Origin of the sequence: Synechococcus sp. KORDI-49 (genome assembly GCF_000737575.1) — a bacterium.
Lineage (GTDB): Bacteria > Cyanobacteriota > Cyanobacteriia > PCC-6307 > Cyanobiaceae > Parasynechococcus.
This window is the reverse complement of the sequence record NZ_CP006270.1, coordinates 2057561-2073128: the sequence shown is the minus strand read 5'-3', so window position 1 is coordinate 2073128 and position 15568 is coordinate 2057561. Positions and strand designations below refer to the sequence as shown.

The following is a 15568-nucleotide window of genomic DNA, read 5'->3' as shown; positions in this document are numbered from 1 at the left end:
GCCGGACTCTGGGGCTGAGCGTCCCATTCCGATCTCGTCATCAGTCCGGGTATGGCGCAGTCTCACTCCAGCCCAAAGAGTCCGAAACATCCTTTATTGAGACCTGTGTCCAGCACACCCTTCTCAAGCTTCGAATCACTGTCTACAGTTGGTGCACTTTGCTACCAGCTCCGACTTGCAGTGTCCCTCCTGCCAGAACACGGACAGCCGGGTGCTCGAGTCACGCGCGGCGGATGGCGGACGCAGTGTCAGACGGCGCCGCGAGTGCCTGAACTGCGAATTCCGCTTCACCACGTATGAGCGGGTGGAAACCGTGCCGATCTCGGTGATCAAGCGCAACGGAACCCGCGAGATCTTCAGCCGCGGGAAACTGCTGCATGGTCTCAACCGTGCCTGCGAGAAGACCGGTGTTGACGCTTCCCGGCTGGAATCCCTTGTTGAGGAACTCGAGCTGACACTCCAGCAGCGCAGTGGCCGAGAGGTGACCAGTGCGGAAATCGGAGAGATGGTGCTGGTTCAGCTCAAGGAGATGAGTGAAGTGGCCTACATCCGTTTTGCATCGGTGTACCGGCAGTTCCGCGGCATCGACGATTTCGTCTCCACCCTTGAAACCATGAACACCGACAGCAAGGGACATCTCGCAGCAGTGAGCTGAGTTCACTGATCTGTAGAGTCTTTAATTCTCCACAGGCTGTCGGCGGGCAGCCCGTGTGAATCCTTCGCACTGCCCATCCGAGGTAGACCGCCACTGCCCAATGTCTGCGACTCCGATCGAAGAACAGGCCCAGAACATCGATGCGCCGCCCAGCGATGAAGACACCGGCGCGGCAACAGCCACGCTGGATGCAGCGGAAGCCGATTTCAGCGAAGAGGATCTGAGCATCCCCGAAGAGGTCCCGACCGCTGACGACCCCAGTAGCCGAGCCAGCAGCCGCAATCTGGATGATGCCGGATTCACCATCGATGAATTCGCTGCTCTGCTGAGCAAGTACGACTACAACTTCAAGCCCGGCGACATCGTCAACGGCACCGTGTTCGCCCTGGAGTCCAAGGGCGCGATGATCGACATCGGAGCCAAGACTGCGGCCTTCATGCCGCTTCAGGAAGTTTCGATCAACCGGGTCGAGGGTCTCAGCGATGTGCTGCAGCCCGGTGAGATCAGAGAGTTCTTCATCATGAGCGAGGAGAACGAAGACGGCCAGCTGGCCCTCTCGATCCGCCGGATTGAATACCAGCGCGCCTGGGAACGTGTGCGTCAGCTGCAGAAGGAAGACGCCACCATCTACTCCGAGGTGTTCGCCACCAACCGCGGTGGTGCCCTGGTTCGGGTGGAGGGGCTGAGAGGCTTCATCCCCGGATCCCACATCAGCACCCGCAAGCCCAAAGAGGAGTTGGTCGCCGACTTCCTGCCCCTGAAGTTCCTGGAGGTGGACGAGGAGCGCAACCGTCTGGTGCTCAGCCATCGCCGCGCCCTTGTGGAACGCAAGATGAACCGCCTGGAGGTGGGCGAAGTGGTGGTTGGCACCGTCCGCGGCATCAAGCCGTACGGCGCCTTCATCGACATCGGCGGTGTCAGCGGTCTGCTGCACATCTCCGAGATCAGCCACGAGCACATCGAGACCCCTCACTCGGTGCTGAATGTGAATGATCAGATGAAAGTGATGATCATCGATCTGGATGCGGAGCGCGGTCGCATCTCCCTTTCAACCAAGGCTCTTGAGCCGGAACCCGGCGACATGCTCACCGACCCCCAGAAGGTGTTCGACAAAGCCGAGGAAATGGCGGCCCGCTACAAGCAGATGCTGCTGGAACAGGCTGAGGAAGGAGACGATTCCCTGGGTGTGATGCTGGTCTGAAGCCGGAAACGATGCCGAGACTCCTGCTCAGGACCTCCTGCATCGGCACGATCGACGCGGTGCTGTTCGACAAGGACGGCACCCTGTCCCACAGCGAACCGCATCTGCTGTCGCTGGCCCGACGACGCATCGACACCGCAGCACGGCTCTGGAGGGAGCGCTGTCCCGAACAGTCGATGGAGGCGCAGCTCCGGGACGCACTGCGTCATGCCTTCGGGATCATCCCTGAGGGCCTGCGTCCCGATGGAACCATCGCGGTGGCGGCCCGTCAGGACAATCTGGTTTCAGCGGCCACGGTCTTCTGTCTGCTGGGCCTCAGCTGGCCGGACGCTCTGAGTCTGGCGACGGCCAGTTTTGATCAGGTGGACATCAGCGACAACGCGGACAACACCCCGCAGACGCCATCACCGCTGCTGCCGGGTGCGGAAGACTTCCTCCATCAGCTGGGACGCCAGGGGGTGCCAGCAGCGGTGATCAGCAATGACACCCGCACTGGCATTGAGCGGTTCCTCGCCCATCACAAGCTGAGCACGCTGTTCCAGCAGAACTGGAGCGCGGATGATTCCCCTCGCAAGCCCGATCCGGAGGCCGTTGCCCGGCTCTGCACGCGCCTCAGCCTGGATCCGGCGAACTGCGCCTTGATCGGCGATGCGGAAACCGATCTGCAGATGGCCGTCGACGCGGGCATTGGGGTGGTTGTTGGCTACCGGGGCGGCTGGAGCACCCACCCCCGGTTGCCATCGGCCTGCCACGTGATGGACAACTGGCAGGAGCTGGCGCTAGAAGCCGCCCCGTAAAGTCCTGCATCACTGCCAGAGAGCATGAGCCGTTACGTCTTCACCTCCGAATCCGTCACGGAGGGGCATCCCGACAAGATCTGCGATCAGGTGAGCGATGCGGTTCTTGACGCTCTGCTGGCTCAGGATCCCACCAGCCGTGTGGCCTGCGAAACGGTGGTCAACACCGGGCTGTGCATGATCACCGGTGAGGTGACCTCCAAGGCTCAGGTGGACTTCATCCACCTCGTCCGCGATGTGATCAAGGAGATCGGCTACAGCGGCGCCCGCGCCGGCGGATTCGATGCCAACAGCTGTGCTGTTCTGGTGGCACTCGATCAGCAGTCTCCCGATATCGCTCAGGGTGTGAATGAAGCCGATGACCACGCCGGTGATCCCCTCGATCTGGTGGGTGCCGGGGATCAGGGCATCATGTTCGGCTATGCGTGCAATGAAACGCCGGAGCTGATGCCGCTGCCCATCAGCCTGGCCCACCGTCTGGCCCGTCGCCTGGCTGAGATCCGCCACGATGACACCCTCGACTATCTGCTCCCTGACGGGAAGACCCAGGTGAGCGTCGTGTATGAAAACGACAAACCGGTGGCCATCGACACGATCCTGATCTCCACCCAGCACACCGCTGAAGTGGATGGCATCAGCGACGAACAGGGGATCCGCGAGCGCATCACGGACGATCTCTGGACCCATGTGGTGGAGCCCGCCACGGCTGATCTGGCCCTGAAACCCAGTCGCGAGTCCACCAAGTACCTGGTGAATCCCACAGGCAAGTTCGTGGTGGGAGGCCCCCAGGGGGATGCAGGTCTCACCGGCCGCAAGATCATCGTCGACACGTACGGCGGCTATGCACGCCACGGCGGTGGTGCCTTCTCCGGCAAGGATCCCACCAAGGTGGACCGCTCAGCGGCCTACGCCGCCCGCTACGTGGCGAAGTGCCTGGTGGCCTCCGGTCTGGCGGAACGCGCTGAGGTGCAGCTCAGCTACGCCATCGGTGTGGCCAAGCCCGTTTCAATCCTTGTGGAATCCTTCGGGACCGGCAAGGTGTCCAACGCTGAACTCACCGAACTGGTGCAGGAACACTTCGACCTGCGCCCCGGAGCCATCATCGAGACCTTTGGCCTGCGCAACCTGCCCCAGCAGCGGGGGGGGCGTTTCTACCAGGACACCGCCGCCTACGGCCACTTCGGTCGCAACGACCTCAAGGCTCCCTGGGAGGACGTGGCAGCCAAGAGCGAGGAGCTTGTGAAGGCGGAAGCCAAGCGCATCAAACAGGGAGCCCTGGCCTGAAGCGATGCAGGACGAACCGCTGGTCCTGGGCATCGACCTGGGGACCAGCGGTGTGCGGGTGGCGGTGATCAATGCCGCCCGCGAACTTCTGCACACGGAGGCCACCAGCTACGCCGAAGGCATCCAACGCCCCGATGACTGGCTCGAGGCCTGCCGCTCGCTCCTGAACAGCATTCCAGACACTCTTTGCGCCTGCCTGCGTGCTCTGGCGGTGGATGGAACATCAGGGACCCTGCTGGCCTGCGACCATCGCGGGGTCCCTCTGACGGAAGCGCTCAGCTATGCCCGGGCATACCCGGAACATGGCGAACGCATCCATGATCTGGTGCCGCAGGGGGGGCCTGCCTCAAGCAGCAGCGGCAGTGTGGCCAGGGCACTGCATCTCATCGATCAGCTCGGTCCGAAGCTTCTGCTGCGTCATCAGGCCGACTGGATCAACGGCTGGCTGCTCGATGACTGGCGATGGGGCGAGGAGGGCAACAATCTGCGCCTGGGGTGGGATCTCGACAGCAAGAGCTGGCCAGCCGGAATCGCAGCCCAGGAATGGGCACAAGCACTCCCTGAGGTTCGAGCCAGCGGAGCCGTTCTCGGGATCATCGATGCCGGTCGCGCCGATGAACTGGGCCTGCCCCATGGGCTGCAGGTGGTGGCTGGCACGACGGACTCGAACGCTGCCGTGCTGGCCGCCGATCCTGGCCCCGATGACGGTGTCACGGTCCTGGGGACCACCCTCGTGATGAAGCGCTTCATGGCTGCACCCATCCGAGGAGCGGGGGTGACCGTGCATCGGGTGGGAGGCCAATGGTTATGCGGCGGCGCCTCCAATGCCGGCGGTGGAGTGCTGCGCCGCTTCTTCAGCGACGATCTGCTGGCAGAGCTGAGCCGCCAGATCGACCCTGAGCGCGACAGCGGCCTGACGCTGCGGCCGTTGCCAGGGAGGGGGGAGAGATTTCCCGTGGACGACCCTGATCTGCAGCCGGTTCTGGAGCCACGACCGGTCAGCGATGCGCTCTACCTGCATGGGCTTCTTGAGGGACTGGCGGAGATTGAAGCGAAGGGTTGGGCCCGCTTGACGGAACTCGGTGCAGATCCACCGACTCGGGTGGTGAGCCTTGGGGGCGGTGCCCGCAACCCCCAGTGGCGTCGCATCAGGGAACGCCGGATTGGCCTTCCGGTGGTGAGCTGCCGCCAACCTCCAGCAGCCGGGGTGGCCCGGCTGGCCCTGTTGGCCCTGCAGGCGAGAGAATCCAGACGCTTCGAGATGGAATGATGCCCACGAACCTGCGCGATGCCCTGGCGATTGGGCTGTTTGTGGTGCTGGCCAGCTATGTGGGCTTCAGTGCGATCCGGCTCGGATGGCTTCTTTGGCAGCGTTTCGCCTGAAGCTGCTGCCAGAGTTGTGTGATTTCCATCCCCTGCCATGGCTGCTGATCCGCTCACCGATGCCGTCAGCGCTCGGATTTGCAAGCACATGAATGAAGATCACGCCGAGGCGGTGCTGGCCTATGCCCACCACTACGGCGGCGTGAATGCGGCATCAGCCGCCCGCATGCTGACCGTGACCGCGACGAACATGGAGCTGGACGTGGACGGCCAGACACTGCGCATTCCCTTCGATCACACCCTCACCGACAGCGAAGACGCCCACCGGACTCTGGTGGCCATGCTTCGGGCCATGCCTGCACGCGAGTCCTGAGGGGAATCCTTTCGGCAGCAAGCCTGGGTCTGTGAACCATCTTCTGCGAACGCTTGGCAGAACACTGCTGATCCAGCCAACCTGCCGACTCTGCCGTCACCCACTCAGCTCAGGCTCAGAGGACCCCGAAATCTGCCCGCCGTGCCTCACACGTTTCAAGCTGCGTGACGGTCTCCAGGGGCACGATCCTCTGCCCTGGCATGGTCTGGCGCACTACGAAGGTGCCTTCCGACGTCTGCTGCTCCAGATGAAACGCCGCCCCGCCGATCGCGGGTTGTCCGCGCTGATCGGGTGTCTTCGGGCCACCCTGCCGATGGTCGACGCGGCTGTGCTGGTTCCGATCCCCAGCTGGAAACACCATCGAGCCAACCCTCTTCCGAATCTGATCGCCAGAGGTCTGGGCCCGGTCCGAGCAGATCTGCTGCAACGGACCCGGGCCAGCGCCGGTCAGCATCACCTTGGCCGGCAGCAGCGTTTGTGCAACCTCAGCGGTGCCTTCCGGGCCGATGCAGGTGGAACCACCCTGGAACTGTGGTTGGTCGACGACATTCTCACCACCGGTGGAACAGCTCTGGCGGCGAAACAGGCCCTGGAGCATGCCGGCCATCGCGTTCTTGGCCTGGTCTGTTTGGGCCGAACCCCCGCCGTCGGTCTCCGGCGGTGATTTAAGCTACCGATGTCGCTCAGGCGACGCGCCGGGATAGCTCAGTTGGTAGAGCAGGCGACTGAAAATCGCCGTGTCCCCAGTTCAAATCTGGGTCCTGGCATCACACCGATGCCGAAACTGCTGTGTCATTCATCTCTCCGGATGCAGGCACCGATCGCGTTTTCAACAACGCCGACAGCTTCGCCATGGTGTTCGACCGCACCTGGAAGCAGCTGAGGACCGGGAGCGACCCGGAAGTCAGTCAGAGCGACCACCTCGAACAGGTGCTGTCCGCCATGGGAGATCATCCCTTTCTGATCAGTTCGCCCGACATGGCCAGGCAAGTGGCTGCCTTCCGAATTCGTTTGCTCGAGCTGAACTGATCAGGCCGACAGCAGATCGATCTGCGGGTCGTCCACATATTCGGTGTCATCGCTGATCGCCTCGTCTTCCACCCTCTCGTCTTCATCGACCGACTCGATGGCATCAACCGCGTCCTCGATCACGGCCTTCGGCTGAAGCTGCACCACCTCAACGGGAGCCAGCCGATCTCGCAGCAGACGGACCTTCTCCTCACTGGCGGAGAGCAGTTCACCGGCGTCAATGCGGATGGCCTCGTTCTCCGCATCGGCCACCTGACGGCCTTCCACCTCGGCCAGCCTCGCCTCCAAGACCATCACACGATCAGCCAGCGTCTCTGTCACTTCGCTGAGGCTCAGCAGCTGGGTACACAGCTGCTGCTCGAACGCGGTGCGAGGAGAGGAGGTGATCACCGGCTGGCCTCGTGTTGAGAAATCTCGCCGATGGTATCGATGCTGAGGCCCGTGTCCACGGCACAAGCGCAGGCCATGACTGCCCTACATTCCCAGGGCTTTCGAGCGATTGAGGAGATGTCCAGGCTGAAGACAGGGCTGAAGGTCAGCGCCTGGGTCGCCATCTTCGTTGTTGCCGTCGTTTACCTACAGCGATACGGGATCGCACCACTGCAGAGCGCTGTGAATGAGATGGGCTTCTGGGCGCCCCTCGGCCTGTTTCTCCTGCGCGGAATCAGCATCATCCTGCCGGCCCTGCCGAGTTCCGTGTATTCCCTGCTGGCCGGATCCCTGCTCGGATTCAAGGTTGGCTACCTCACGATCATCCTTTCGGATTTGGTGTTCTGCAGCGCGGCTTTCTTCATTGCCCGCCGCTGGGGACGGAGTCCGGTGAGCCGGCTTGTGGGAGCGAGCGCCATGAAGCGGATCGATGGCTTCAGCAAAAATCAGCTTGAGGGAAACTTCTTTCTGATGACCGGCCTGCTGATGACAGGCCTGTTCGATTTTCTGAGCTATGCCATCGGCATCAGCCGCACGCACTGGCGCCTTTTCGCTCCGGCCCTGCTGATCAGCGTGCTGATCAGCGATTCGATCCTCGTGGCCGTGGGTGCAGGGGTCGCTCAGGGCGCCAGCGTCACCCTTGGCGTCGCGCTGCTCGCCATGTTTGCTCTCGCCACGGTGACCGGACTGCTCAAGCGGAAATCAACCGACAACGACAACCCAGACACGCCGCTGGATCCAAGCTGACGACCCCGAGTCAAGACCGCCCGCATGTCAAATCACACGTTGCGGTGACCGCGGTAATGAAAGTCAGGAACACTGGTTACATTGACGGAATGGGGCCTGTTCTCGATGAGCGCGCTGGCTGATCCGAGAATTGAAGCGCTGCAAGTGCAGGCCGGCCGTAGTGGTGAGCTGGACCTTCCTGTGGACGAAGGTTGTTTCCGGATCAACCTTCGCGACGAGAACATCAAGCTCTGGCGCGAAACCTTGAGCCAACAGGAGCAGATCCACTCCACCAGGCTGTTGCTCGCCTGCGAAGAGAGCACCGGTGAACTCAAAGACACACGACTCACCTGGGTGGTGGGATCCGCCATCCGCAGCGCCACGGCCACCGGACCGGCAGCGGTTTCCCAGCTCCTGCAGGAGCTGGGAATTCCAGAATCCCTGACCAGGGCGGCCATCGATCGATGCCCTGGCCTGGGGGACGACCTGGTGTGGGCCTTTTACCTGGAGCGCCATGGGTGGCTGATCGCCACTCCTGTTGCCACCATCCACCCTTGATTCCTGAGAACTCCGTTTTGGCAGCTCTGATTCAGAGGGCTCAGGTGCAAGGCCTGAGTTCGGACCCCAACCTGCCTGAAGAATCGCGACGCATCCTTGCCGCCGCCGACCTGGACCGTCGCCAGCTCACATCAGCGGAGCTGTTGTGCATCTGCCGTGAGTCGGGGATCGATACGGCACTCCCCAGCAAGCTCCAGAGCCAGGCGGATGACCTGGTGAACAAGGCACGAACCCACTTGCTGGAACAGCAGCCGCAGTTGGTGCAACCAGGGGGTGCCCTCTTTCCAAGCGAAAGGGCAGAGGCCTGCTGGCGGGACTGCTGGAACTTCCTGCGCGTGATCGTCTATGCCGTGGCCTGCAACCAGAGTTCCTTCACAAATCAAGGCGGCATGGCCGCGCTTCGTGAGCTGTACCAGCGGATGAATGTGCCCACAGAGGGATTGAACATCGCTCTGAATCAACTGAAAACGCTTGTGCTGGAGGGACTTTCTTGGGAAGCAGATCATGAGCTGGTCAGCGCCTGCTTCCAACACCTGAGCGCACAGCTCAACAAAGCTGCAGTTAAGAGCTGATAAGAGAGTGTCAGGAATGGCGAAGAATCAGGGGAAGATCTACGGCAGGTATTTCTACTCACGGCACATTCCATGGCCATCCCACTCCTTGGATACCCGCTCAGCACGCAGAACAGTCGTGTCAGCAACTTGGCCGGTGACAGCAGCACAGTGCAATCGCAGCTTTATGCCTCCTCTGCCGCTGGGGATGAAAGCGCCCGGTCCGATATGGACAGCGTGATTGAAAAGGCCTACCGGCAGGTGTTCTTCCATGCCATGAGCAGTGATCGCGAACCATTTCTGGAGTCACAGCTCCGAAGCGGCAACATCACCGTTCGCGATTTCATCCGGGGCCTGCTGCTCTCGGAGCGTTTCCAGCAGGGCTATTTCCAGTGCAGCTCGAATTACCGGATGGTCGATCAGGTCGTGGGGCGCGTTCTCGGCAGGCCCGTTCACGGCGATGCCGAACGTCGGGCCTGGTCGATTGTGATCGGAGAGAAGGGATTCACCAACTTCATTGATTCCCTGCTGGACAGCAGGGAATACATGGACAGCTTCGGCTATGACCTCGTCCCGCAGCAGCGATCGCGGGTGCTTCCCGGTCGGGCACTGGGGGAAACTCCGATCTACCAACAGTTCCCCCGCTACGGATCCGATTGGCGCGACTCGCTTCAGGATCGGGCCCCGAGCGATCAGGCCGCCCAGATGCAATTGCTCCAGACCTCAGCAGCCTGGGTCAACGGCCAGCCTCCGGCTTTCGCCCTGAAGCTCTGGCTGGGCTTTGCTGTGGTTGGCGGCTTCGAACTGGGACGTGTGATCCTTACGATCGCCTTCTCGATGCTGCGCAGCTGATCCGTTGACGGCGCCTTCCTCACCCCTGAATCTGAACAGCTGGCGACCGCCGGAGCTCACCTCTCCAGATGACAACCTCCAAGCTCCGGTGGATGCCAGGGGAGCCGACTGGCGGGGTCGCACGCTGAACAGCGTTGACCTCAGGGGCGCCAACCTTTGCCGAGCCGATCTGCGAAGCAGCGATCTCTCCAGCTGCCGGATGGACAACGCCGATCTGCGCTTGGCCCTTTACGACGACGCCACGCGCGTGCCCGCAGGCATTGACCTGCCCACCAGCGGAGCCGTTGGACCGAGAGCGAAACTGAGCGGAGCCTTCCTGAACAGCACGGATCTGCGAGGCATGGATCTGCGAGGTGCCGTGCTAATGGGCGCTTATCTCAGCGGGAGCGATCTCAGCGGGGCCATCCTCGACGGCGTCCGATTTGTTGGCTCAGACCTGCGCGACGCCATCCTTCGTGGAGCGATGTGCCGAGGCACCCGCTTCGGAACATGCCAGCTCGACGGTGCGGATTTCCGCGGCGCCGACCTCACCGAAGCCGGACTCGACGGAGCGGAATCGATCAAGGGAGCGGACTTCTCCCTCACAACAGGCCTCGGCCCTCAGCGCGACTCACTGCTGGCCCGTCCGTTCGAAGAACTGGACTGCTGGAATCCGTTGACGCGCAACACCACGAGAGACAGCCTCGAAAGCCTGTCCTGACGGAGCATCTGAGCCGCTCGCCCCCTCACAGCAGGGGCAAAAGCGTCATGTCACGCAACATTCGGACATATTTGATTGAGGTTTATAAAGAACTCGGCTCTGGCCAGCACTTCTGAATGACCATGGCTTGGCGAACACGTCTGGGTTTCCATGCCTTTCGGTCCTGCCTCGCTCCTCGGGGTCGAGCGTTTTTCACAAGAGAGCGAAGCTCCTCTTGAGCTGATTCCCGGCGACGACGACGCCAAAAAAGAACAGATCATTCGGGCTGTCTACAAGCAGGTGCTGGGCAACGCCTACGTGATGGAAAGCGAGCGCCAGCTGGTAGCCGAATCACAGTTCAAGCTCGGTGAGATCAGCGTGCGCGAGCTGGTGCGTCGCATCGCCAAGAGCGAGCTTTACCGCGAAAGGCTCTTCGACGCCTGCTCCCGTTACCGCTACATCGAGCTGGCATTCCGCCATCTGCTCGGACGCGCTCCTGTCGATTTCGATGAAATGCGCGCCCACGCCGAGCGCTTGGACAGCCTCGGCTACGACGCTGACATTGACAGCTTCCTCGACAGCAGCGACTACCAGGACACCTTCGGCGAGTGGACGGTTCCCTACCAGCGAGGCTGGAAGACCGAATCCTGCGGCACCCTGCAGGAGTTCACCTGGAGTTTCCAGTTGCTGCGTGGCAACAGCAGCAGCAGCCTGAAGGGCGACCTTTCCGGCATCCGGAGCAAGCTCGGCGGCAACGCCTACCAGAACCGTCCGATGGCCGTGGTGGCCCCCTCCTCCACGGAACCCGGCGGCTGGAGCTTCCGCCCCTCCAAGAATCTTCAGGACGCACCGACCCGCCACGGCGTTGGTGCCGGCGAACAAGGCAAGACCTACCGCGTGGAAGTCACGGCCTACAGCGCCAACAACGTGCGTCGGATCTCCCGCTACACCCGCTCGAACCGGGTGTATTTCGTGCCCTTCGACAAGCTCTCCGAGCAGTTCAAGCGCATTCATGCCGAGGGCGGGAAGATCTCCAGCATCACGCCCGTGAACTGACGCCTTCACCGTGATGCCCTGGCGCTGATCGCCGACCTTCGCGCATGAGGTCGGCGACCGCCTGCTTCCCCCTCCGCAACACCACCCACCTTTCCCCCTCACCCTCCAGTCCGATGTCCGCCTCCAAAGGCTTTGGTGCCGAATCTCTGAATGACGGTCCGGTTTCATTCAGCAGCAACCGCAATGCAGCTGCCAAACCGGCCCTGAGCAACGGCGAATTCCTTCGCCAGTCCTGCGCGACGATGAAAATCGCCATCGGCCCCCGCAATCATGAGGATTGCCCCCATGGCGTCACCGCTCAGCGTTACTCCCCGAATGACGCCGCCGCACTGGCCACCGCCATCAGCGCTGCCTACCGCCAGGTGTACGGCAACGCTCATGTCATGGACAACGAGCGTTCCGCATCCCTGGAAGCGCAGTTCGGCAACGGCGAACTCACGGTCCGTGATTTCGTGCGCGGCCTAGCCAAGTCCAGCTTCTATCGGGCTCGCTTCTTCGAGGGTGTTTCTCCCCAGCGCGGCATCGAGCTGAACCTCAAGCATCTTCTGGGTCGTCCGCCCATCAACCAGGCGGAGATGTCCGCCCACATCACACTGCTCGCCAGCGGCGGTCACGACGCCGTGATCGACTTCATCGTCGACGGTGCTGAGTACGCCGAGGTGTTCGGTGATGACGTGGTGCCGTACACCCGATCCTTCACCTCCGCAGCGGGCATTCCCAACAGCAGTTTCGCCAGCATGGCAGCACTGGAGCGTGGATTCGCGATCAGTGACAGCGCCGTGGGTGCCCGCAGCCAGCTGAGCAACGCCCTGGCCAATGGCAACACGCCTTACATCCAAGTTCCTTCCGCGGTTCGCGGTGTTTCCGCGGGAGCTTCAGGCGGCGGTGTGCGCTTCGCACCGAAGAAGCGTGCCTCCAGCGACGGCGGCGATTTCACCCCGATCCGCAACGACTCCTATGTCTCGTTTGGCCTCGGCCAGCGGGAGCAGGAGATCTTCCAACGTTGCCCCGGTGATACCGCGGACACCATCAATGGCCTGATCCGCGCCACCTACCGCCAGGTGATGGGCAATCCCCACCTGATGGAATCGGAGCGGGCGATGTCCGCCGAAAGCAAATTCGCCGAGGGATACCTCAGCACCAGGGAGCTCGTGCGTGCCCTTGCCCTGTCACCGGAATACAGCCGGCGTTTCTTCGAGACCAACGCCCCTTATCGCTTCGTTGAACTCAACTTCAAGCACCTGCTGGGACGGGCCCCCGTCTCCCAGGCCGAACTGAGTGAGCACATTCAGATCCTGGCCAACGACGGTTATGAGGCCGAGATCAACAGCTATCTCGACAGCGCTGAGTACCAGTCCACCTTCGGTGAGGACACGGTGCCCTACATGCGCATCAGCACCGAACAGGGCCGCTCGCAGCTGGCCTTCAACCGCCACCTCTCCCTGGCTGAAGGATTCGCTGCCAGCGATGCCGTCCTGAACAGCTCCTCTCTGGTCAGGTCCGTGGCCACCAACACTGTCCCCAGTGGCTGGCGCACCACGACAGTGCGCGCCAACCGCAACGGTGCCGTTTCCGGATCGCCATCCGCAACGACCAAGCGGTTCCGGATCGTCGTCAACGCTCAGCCCCGTGGGGGCCGTCAACGCACCCCGAACGCCAGTTATCTGGTGTCAGGCAAAGACATGAGCAGCCAGATGAAGTACATCCACGCCCGCGGCGGACGGATCATCTCCATCACCGAGGTGATGTGATCGCTGATCCCAGCGATCAACCCAACCGTCCCTGAACACCCGGGGCCTCCTCCACATCAGCGTGGCAACGGAGGCCTCCTCTTTTCCGCTCCCCTCCCCTCATGACCGCCACCGCCACCCTGGCCAGCACCGCCAACCAGGACCGCAGCCATGCCGCCGACATCATTCGCGCGGCTTACCGCCAGGTTTTCGGCAACCGCTACCTGATGGAACTGGATGTTCAGCCCTCCATCGAGGCGCTCTTCATCAACGGCGACCTCACCGTTCAGGGCCTGATCACAGCTCTGGCCCAGTCGGACACCTACCGCCGTCTGTTTCTCGAGGAGAACGGCCCCTACCGCTTTGTTGAGCTCAACTTCAAGCATCTGATGGGCCGCCCTCCTCGCGATCAGGCCGAAATCAGCGCTCACGTGCGCCGCCTGGCCGATGAAGGCTTTGAAGCCGAAATCGCCAGCTACACCTACAGCGATGAGTACCTGAACAACTTCGGGATCGACACTGTTCCCTACGCCCGCACCGCCACCACAGTTGTTGGTGAGAGCACGGTGGCCTACCAACGCACCCAGGCTCTGGATCCTGGCTTCGCCGGCTTTGATGCCGACAGGGCTTCCGTTCTCCAGATCAGCTTGGCTTCCCGTTCCAACCCCACCGCCGTGAGGGCCCGGAAGATTGTCGGAGGGGGCAAACGCTTCTCGATCAGCTGGACCTCAAAGGTGCAAATGGGCACAGCGCGTCGCTCGGCTCAGCGCTCGGTTGTGAGCTATGCGTCGCTGTCGAAGACGATCCAGAGCATTCAGGCCCAGGGTGGTCGCATTCTTACTATTGCGAACGCTTAATCCTTCGACCGATCCGGCCCTCATGGCCGGATCGGTCAGCGATGATTGCCCAAGAAGCAAACGAGATCGCTCGGAGCCTTCGGGAGATCAGCAACCCAGGATCCGCCCTCTACTGAATCATGCCCATTCTTCGTCAACCCACCCATACGCATCAGGGATCGAATCAGGGCTTCCAGTCGTCTGTTTCCACTGTTCCCATGGCGATGTCGATGATGATCGACTCCATGGTCAACATGGTGCAGAACAGTCGTCCAGAAACCCAGCCTGATTCAGATTCCAGCACCAAATGAACATTGAGCAATTCGTTGCTCAAAGCGAGGGAAAGTGGCGATCCATGCGATCAGGCCACTCCCTCGCTTTTCAGCAATTTGAAGATGTCCTGAGTGAAGTTGAGATTACGCGAATCAAAAAAACAGACTCAGATATTGCACAACTCCTAGCTGCATCCAATCTGGATCAAGACCGACAGGTCTCCAGCCCCTTTCAAATGAAATGGGCCGCCGAAAGTGACTGGGAGCCGGATGATCCCAGTGAGGTGTCGTCAGGTTCCTGCCTGATTGTGCCCCTGCCTCTGGATGAAACGACGGGGAAGCTCCTGCGCAGTGTTGGCTACGCCGAAGCGGCTCCTGCTGAGTCCAGCTATTCCTTCCTTAGTGATGGAACCTTTGTACTGACAACGGCTTACGAGCAATCCATTGCGGAGGAACGCATCTGGTTCGTCTCCGAGAACGTGCGCTGCAGGTCTTCTGTCCTGCGTACTTCGGCAGGTTCTGGCGTTCTGCAGACCTCCTTCGCCTCAGAGGTGCGTCGTCTGACGAGCTGAAGCAGGACGATCCTTATGAGCCCAACCACCGATTCTTTGCTGCGCTTTGCCAAAACCCTGGCAGGGCATTACAGCAACAGGGAACAAGCCCAGAGCAATCCCAAAGACTTTGCTCACATCAATATTTTTTTCAGACCGCTCCCCTGGGATGTGCTGAAAGCTCCTGGTTTTTACTCCGAACAAAGCTACGACCATGATCCCTGGCGTCCCTACCGGCAGGGCATTCACCGGCTGCTTCCCGCAGACGGCCAGCACTTCATCGTGGAAAATTTCGGCTTTGCGGATCCGATCCGTCTCGCCGGGGCCGGCCAGCGTCCCGAGCTGCTGAACAGCCTCAAACCCGACTCGCTCAAGCCACGTTGCGGCTGCGGCATGCACTTCCGTGAGATCGAAGCAGGTCGTTATCAAGGTGAAGTTGAACCTGGAAAGAAGTGCCTGGTGCCACGGGATGGTCAACTCACCTATCTGGTTAGCGAAGTGGATGTCAATGCCACAGACTGGGTCAGCCGCGACAGGGGCTTCGATCCGGAAACAGATGAGCAGCGCTGGGGATCAGAACATGGTCCTCTTCGGTTCAAGCGTGTCGCCTACCTCGGAGATGACCTCGAAGAGCACTGGCTTCGTTGGTGATCCAACGGCAGATCT

The 15568-nt window shown here is 61.5% G+C and carries 20 protein-coding genes and 1 tRNA gene; 20 read left to right on the top strand and 1 reads right to left on the bottom strand.

Annotation, left to right across the window (positions count from 1 at the left end):
• The first annotated feature begins 175 nt into the window (after window positions 1–175).
• From nrdR to KR49_RS10525, 9 genes are all read left to right on the top strand, one after another.
• Window positions 176–655 carry a transcriptional regulator NrdR gene (gene nrdR, locus KR49_RS10565; protein ID WP_043697358.1) on the top strand — a complete coding sequence of 160 codons (480 nt, stop codon included), beginning with the start codon at window positions 176–178 and terminating at the stop codon, window positions 653–655.
• 100 nt (window positions 656–755) lie between these two features.
• Window positions 756–1856, top strand: a complete 1101-nt coding sequence (locus KR49_RS10560) for a 30S ribosomal protein S1 (RefSeq protein ID WP_043695117.1) — start codon at window positions 756–758, stop codon at window positions 1854–1856.
• Window positions 1857–1867: 11 nt separating this feature from the next.
• On the top strand, window positions 1868–2653 hold the full coding sequence (locus KR49_RS10555; protein WP_043695114.1) for an HAD family hydrolase: 786 nt from the start codon (window positions 1868–1870) through the stop codon (window positions 2651–2653).
• A 24-nt stretch (window positions 2654–2677) separates the two neighbouring features.
• Window positions 2678–3937: a methionine adenosyltransferase gene (metK, locus tag KR49_RS10550; protein ID WP_043695111.1), complete on the top strand. Its 1260-nt coding sequence runs from the start codon at window positions 2678–2680 to the stop codon at window positions 3935–3937.
• A 4-nt stretch (window positions 3938–3941) separates the two neighbouring features.
• On the top strand, window positions 3942–5207 hold the full coding sequence (locus tag KR49_RS10545) for an FGGY-family carbohydrate kinase (RefSeq protein WP_043695108.1): 1266 nt from the start codon (window positions 3942–3944) through the stop codon (window positions 5205–5207).
• A gap of 150 nt (window positions 5208–5357) precedes the next feature.
• The gene (locus KR49_RS10540; protein WP_043695104.1) at window positions 5358–5633 is read left to right on the top strand and encodes a DUF2470 domain-containing protein; all 276 of its coding nucleotides are present in this window, start codon (window positions 5358–5360) and stop codon (window positions 5631–5633) included.
• Window positions 5634–5664: 31 nt separating this feature from the next.
• Window positions 5665–6297: a ComF family protein gene (locus KR49_RS10535; RefSeq protein ID WP_253912753.1), complete on the top strand. Its 633-nt coding sequence runs from the start codon at window positions 5665–5667 to the stop codon at window positions 6295–6297.
• Between the two features lie 30 nt (window positions 6298–6327).
• Window positions 6328–6400 (top strand) — tRNA-Phe (locus KR49_RS10530).
• Window positions 6401–6422: 22 nt separating this feature from the next.
• Entirely contained in the window at window positions 6423–6662 is a 240-nt protein-coding gene (locus KR49_RS10525) for a hypothetical protein (RefSeq protein ID WP_043697352.1), read from the top strand.
• Here the strand turns inward: KR49_RS10525 and KR49_RS10520 are convergent, their stop codons facing one another.
• The gene (locus KR49_RS10520; protein ID WP_043695101.1) at window positions 6663–7052 is read right to left on the bottom strand and encodes a hypothetical protein; all 390 of its coding nucleotides are present in this window, start codon (window positions 7050–7052) and stop codon (window positions 6663–6665) included. It lies immediately after the preceding gene.
• A gap of 117 nt (window positions 7053–7169) precedes the next feature.
• Between KR49_RS10520 and KR49_RS10515 the strand changes: the two genes are divergently transcribed.
• The 11 genes from KR49_RS10515 (at window position 7170) to KR49_RS10470 (ending at window position 15553) form a co-directional block, all read left to right on the top strand.
• Window positions 7170–7838 (top strand): TVP38/TMEM64 family protein, encoded by a 669-nt coding sequence (locus KR49_RS10515; RefSeq protein ID WP_043695098.1) that lies wholly within the window; start codon window positions 7170–7172, stop codon window positions 7836–7838.
• A 105-nt stretch (window positions 7839–7943) separates the two neighbouring features.
• A complete protein-coding gene (locus tag KR49_RS10510; RefSeq protein WP_043697349.1) occupies window positions 7944–8375 on the top strand; it encodes a hypothetical protein in 432 nt (143 codons plus the stop codon).
• Complete coding sequence (locus KR49_RS10505; protein WP_253912752.1) at window positions 8372–8947, top strand: phycobilisome polypeptide; 576 nt, start codon at window positions 8372–8374, stop codon at window positions 8945–8947. The genes KR49_RS10510 and KR49_RS10505 overlap by 4 nt, the downstream gene beginning before the upstream one ends.
• 72 nt (window positions 8948–9019) lie before the next feature.
• On the top strand, window positions 9020–9778 hold the full coding sequence (locus tag KR49_RS10500) for a phycobilisome rod-core linker polypeptide (protein WP_043695095.1): 759 nt from the start codon (window positions 9020–9022) through the stop codon (window positions 9776–9778).
• Window positions 9779–9782: 4 nt separating this feature from the next.
• Window positions 9783–10478 (top strand): pentapeptide repeat-containing protein, encoded by a 696-nt coding sequence (locus tag KR49_RS10495; RefSeq protein WP_043695092.1) that lies wholly within the window; start codon window positions 9783–9785, stop codon window positions 10476–10478.
• Window positions 10479–10628: 150 nt separating this feature from the next.
• Window positions 10629–11513 carry a phycobilisome rod-core linker polypeptide gene (locus tag KR49_RS10490; RefSeq protein WP_043695089.1) on the top strand — a complete coding sequence of 295 codons (885 nt, stop codon included), beginning with the start codon at window positions 10629–10631 and terminating at the stop codon, window positions 11511–11513.
• Between the two features lie 113 nt (window positions 11514–11626).
• Window positions 11627–13264, top strand: coding sequence for a phycobilisome rod-core linker polypeptide (locus KR49_RS10485; protein WP_043697343.1), 1638 nt, complete (start codon window positions 11627–11629; stop codon window positions 13262–13264).
• Between the two features lie 101 nt (window positions 13265–13365).
• Complete coding sequence (locus KR49_RS10480) at window positions 13366–14100, top strand: phycobilisome rod-core linker polypeptide (protein ID WP_043695086.1); 735 nt, start codon at window positions 13366–13368, stop codon at window positions 14098–14100.
• A gap of 119 nt (window positions 14101–14219) precedes the next feature.
• Entirely contained in the window at window positions 14220–14390 is a 171-nt protein-coding gene (locus KR49_RS13960) for a hypothetical protein (RefSeq protein ID WP_156957180.1), read from the top strand.
• Window positions 14387–14923, top strand: coding sequence for a phycobiliprotein lyase (locus KR49_RS10475; protein WP_043695084.1), 537 nt, complete (start codon window positions 14387–14389; stop codon window positions 14921–14923). The genes KR49_RS13960 and KR49_RS10475 overlap by 4 nt, the downstream gene beginning before the upstream one ends.
• A gap of 15 nt (window positions 14924–14938) precedes the next feature.
• A complete protein-coding gene (locus KR49_RS10470) occupies window positions 14939–15553 on the top strand; it encodes a chromophore lyase CpcT/CpeT (protein WP_043695081.1) in 615 nt (204 codons plus the stop codon).
• Window positions 15554–15568: the final 15 nt, after the last annotated feature.

Bases quoted from the DNA above. Each gene is read 5' to 3' on its own strand.
- KR49_RS10560 (WP_043695117.1), top strand. From the start codon at position 756: ATGTCTGCGACTCCGATCGAAGAACAGGCCCAGAACATCGATGCGCCG.
- KR49_RS10555 (WP_043695114.1), top strand. From the start codon at position 1,868: ATGCCGAGACTCCTGCTCAGGACCTCCTGCATCGGCACGATCGACGCG.
- metK (WP_043695111.1), top strand. From the start codon at position 2,678: ATGAGCCGTTACGTCTTCACCTCCGAATCCGTCACGGAGGGGCATCCC.
- KR49_RS10545 (WP_043695108.1), top strand. From the start codon at position 3,942: ATGCAGGACGAACCGCTGGTCCTGGGCATCGACCTGGGGACCAGCGGT.
- KR49_RS10540 (WP_043695104.1), top strand. From the start codon at position 5,358: ATGGCTGCTGATCCGCTCACCGATGCCGTCAGCGCTCGGATTTGCAAG.
- KR49_RS10515 (WP_043695098.1), top strand. From the start codon at position 7,170: ATGTCCAGGCTGAAGACAGGGCTGAAGGTCAGCGCCTGGGTCGCCATC.
- KR49_RS10510 (WP_043697349.1), top strand. From the start codon at position 7,944: ATGAGCGCGCTGGCTGATCCGAGAATTGAAGCGCTGCAAGTGCAGGCC.
- KR49_RS10500 (WP_043695095.1), top strand. From the start codon at position 9,020: ATGGCCATCCCACTCCTTGGATACCCGCTCAGCACGCAGAACAGTCGT.
- KR49_RS10490 (WP_043695089.1), top strand. From the start codon at position 10,629: ATGCCTTTCGGTCCTGCCTCGCTCCTCGGGGTCGAGCGTTTTTCACAA.
- KR49_RS10485 (WP_043697343.1), top strand. From the start codon at position 11,627: ATGTCCGCCTCCAAAGGCTTTGGTGCCGAATCTCTGAATGACGGTCCG.
- KR49_RS10480 (WP_043695086.1), top strand. From the start codon at position 13,366: ATGACCGCCACCGCCACCCTGGCCAGCACCGCCAACCAGGACCGCAGC.
- KR49_RS13960 (WP_156957180.1), top strand. From the start codon at position 14,220: ATGCCCATTCTTCGTCAACCCACCCATACGCATCAGGGATCGAATCAG.
- KR49_RS10475 (WP_043695084.1), top strand. From the start codon at position 14,387: ATGAACATTGAGCAATTCGTTGCTCAAAGCGAGGGAAAGTGGCGATCC.
- KR49_RS10470 (WP_043695081.1), top strand. From the start codon at position 14,939: ATGAGCCCAACCACCGATTCTTTGCTGCGCTTTGCCAAAACCCTGGCA.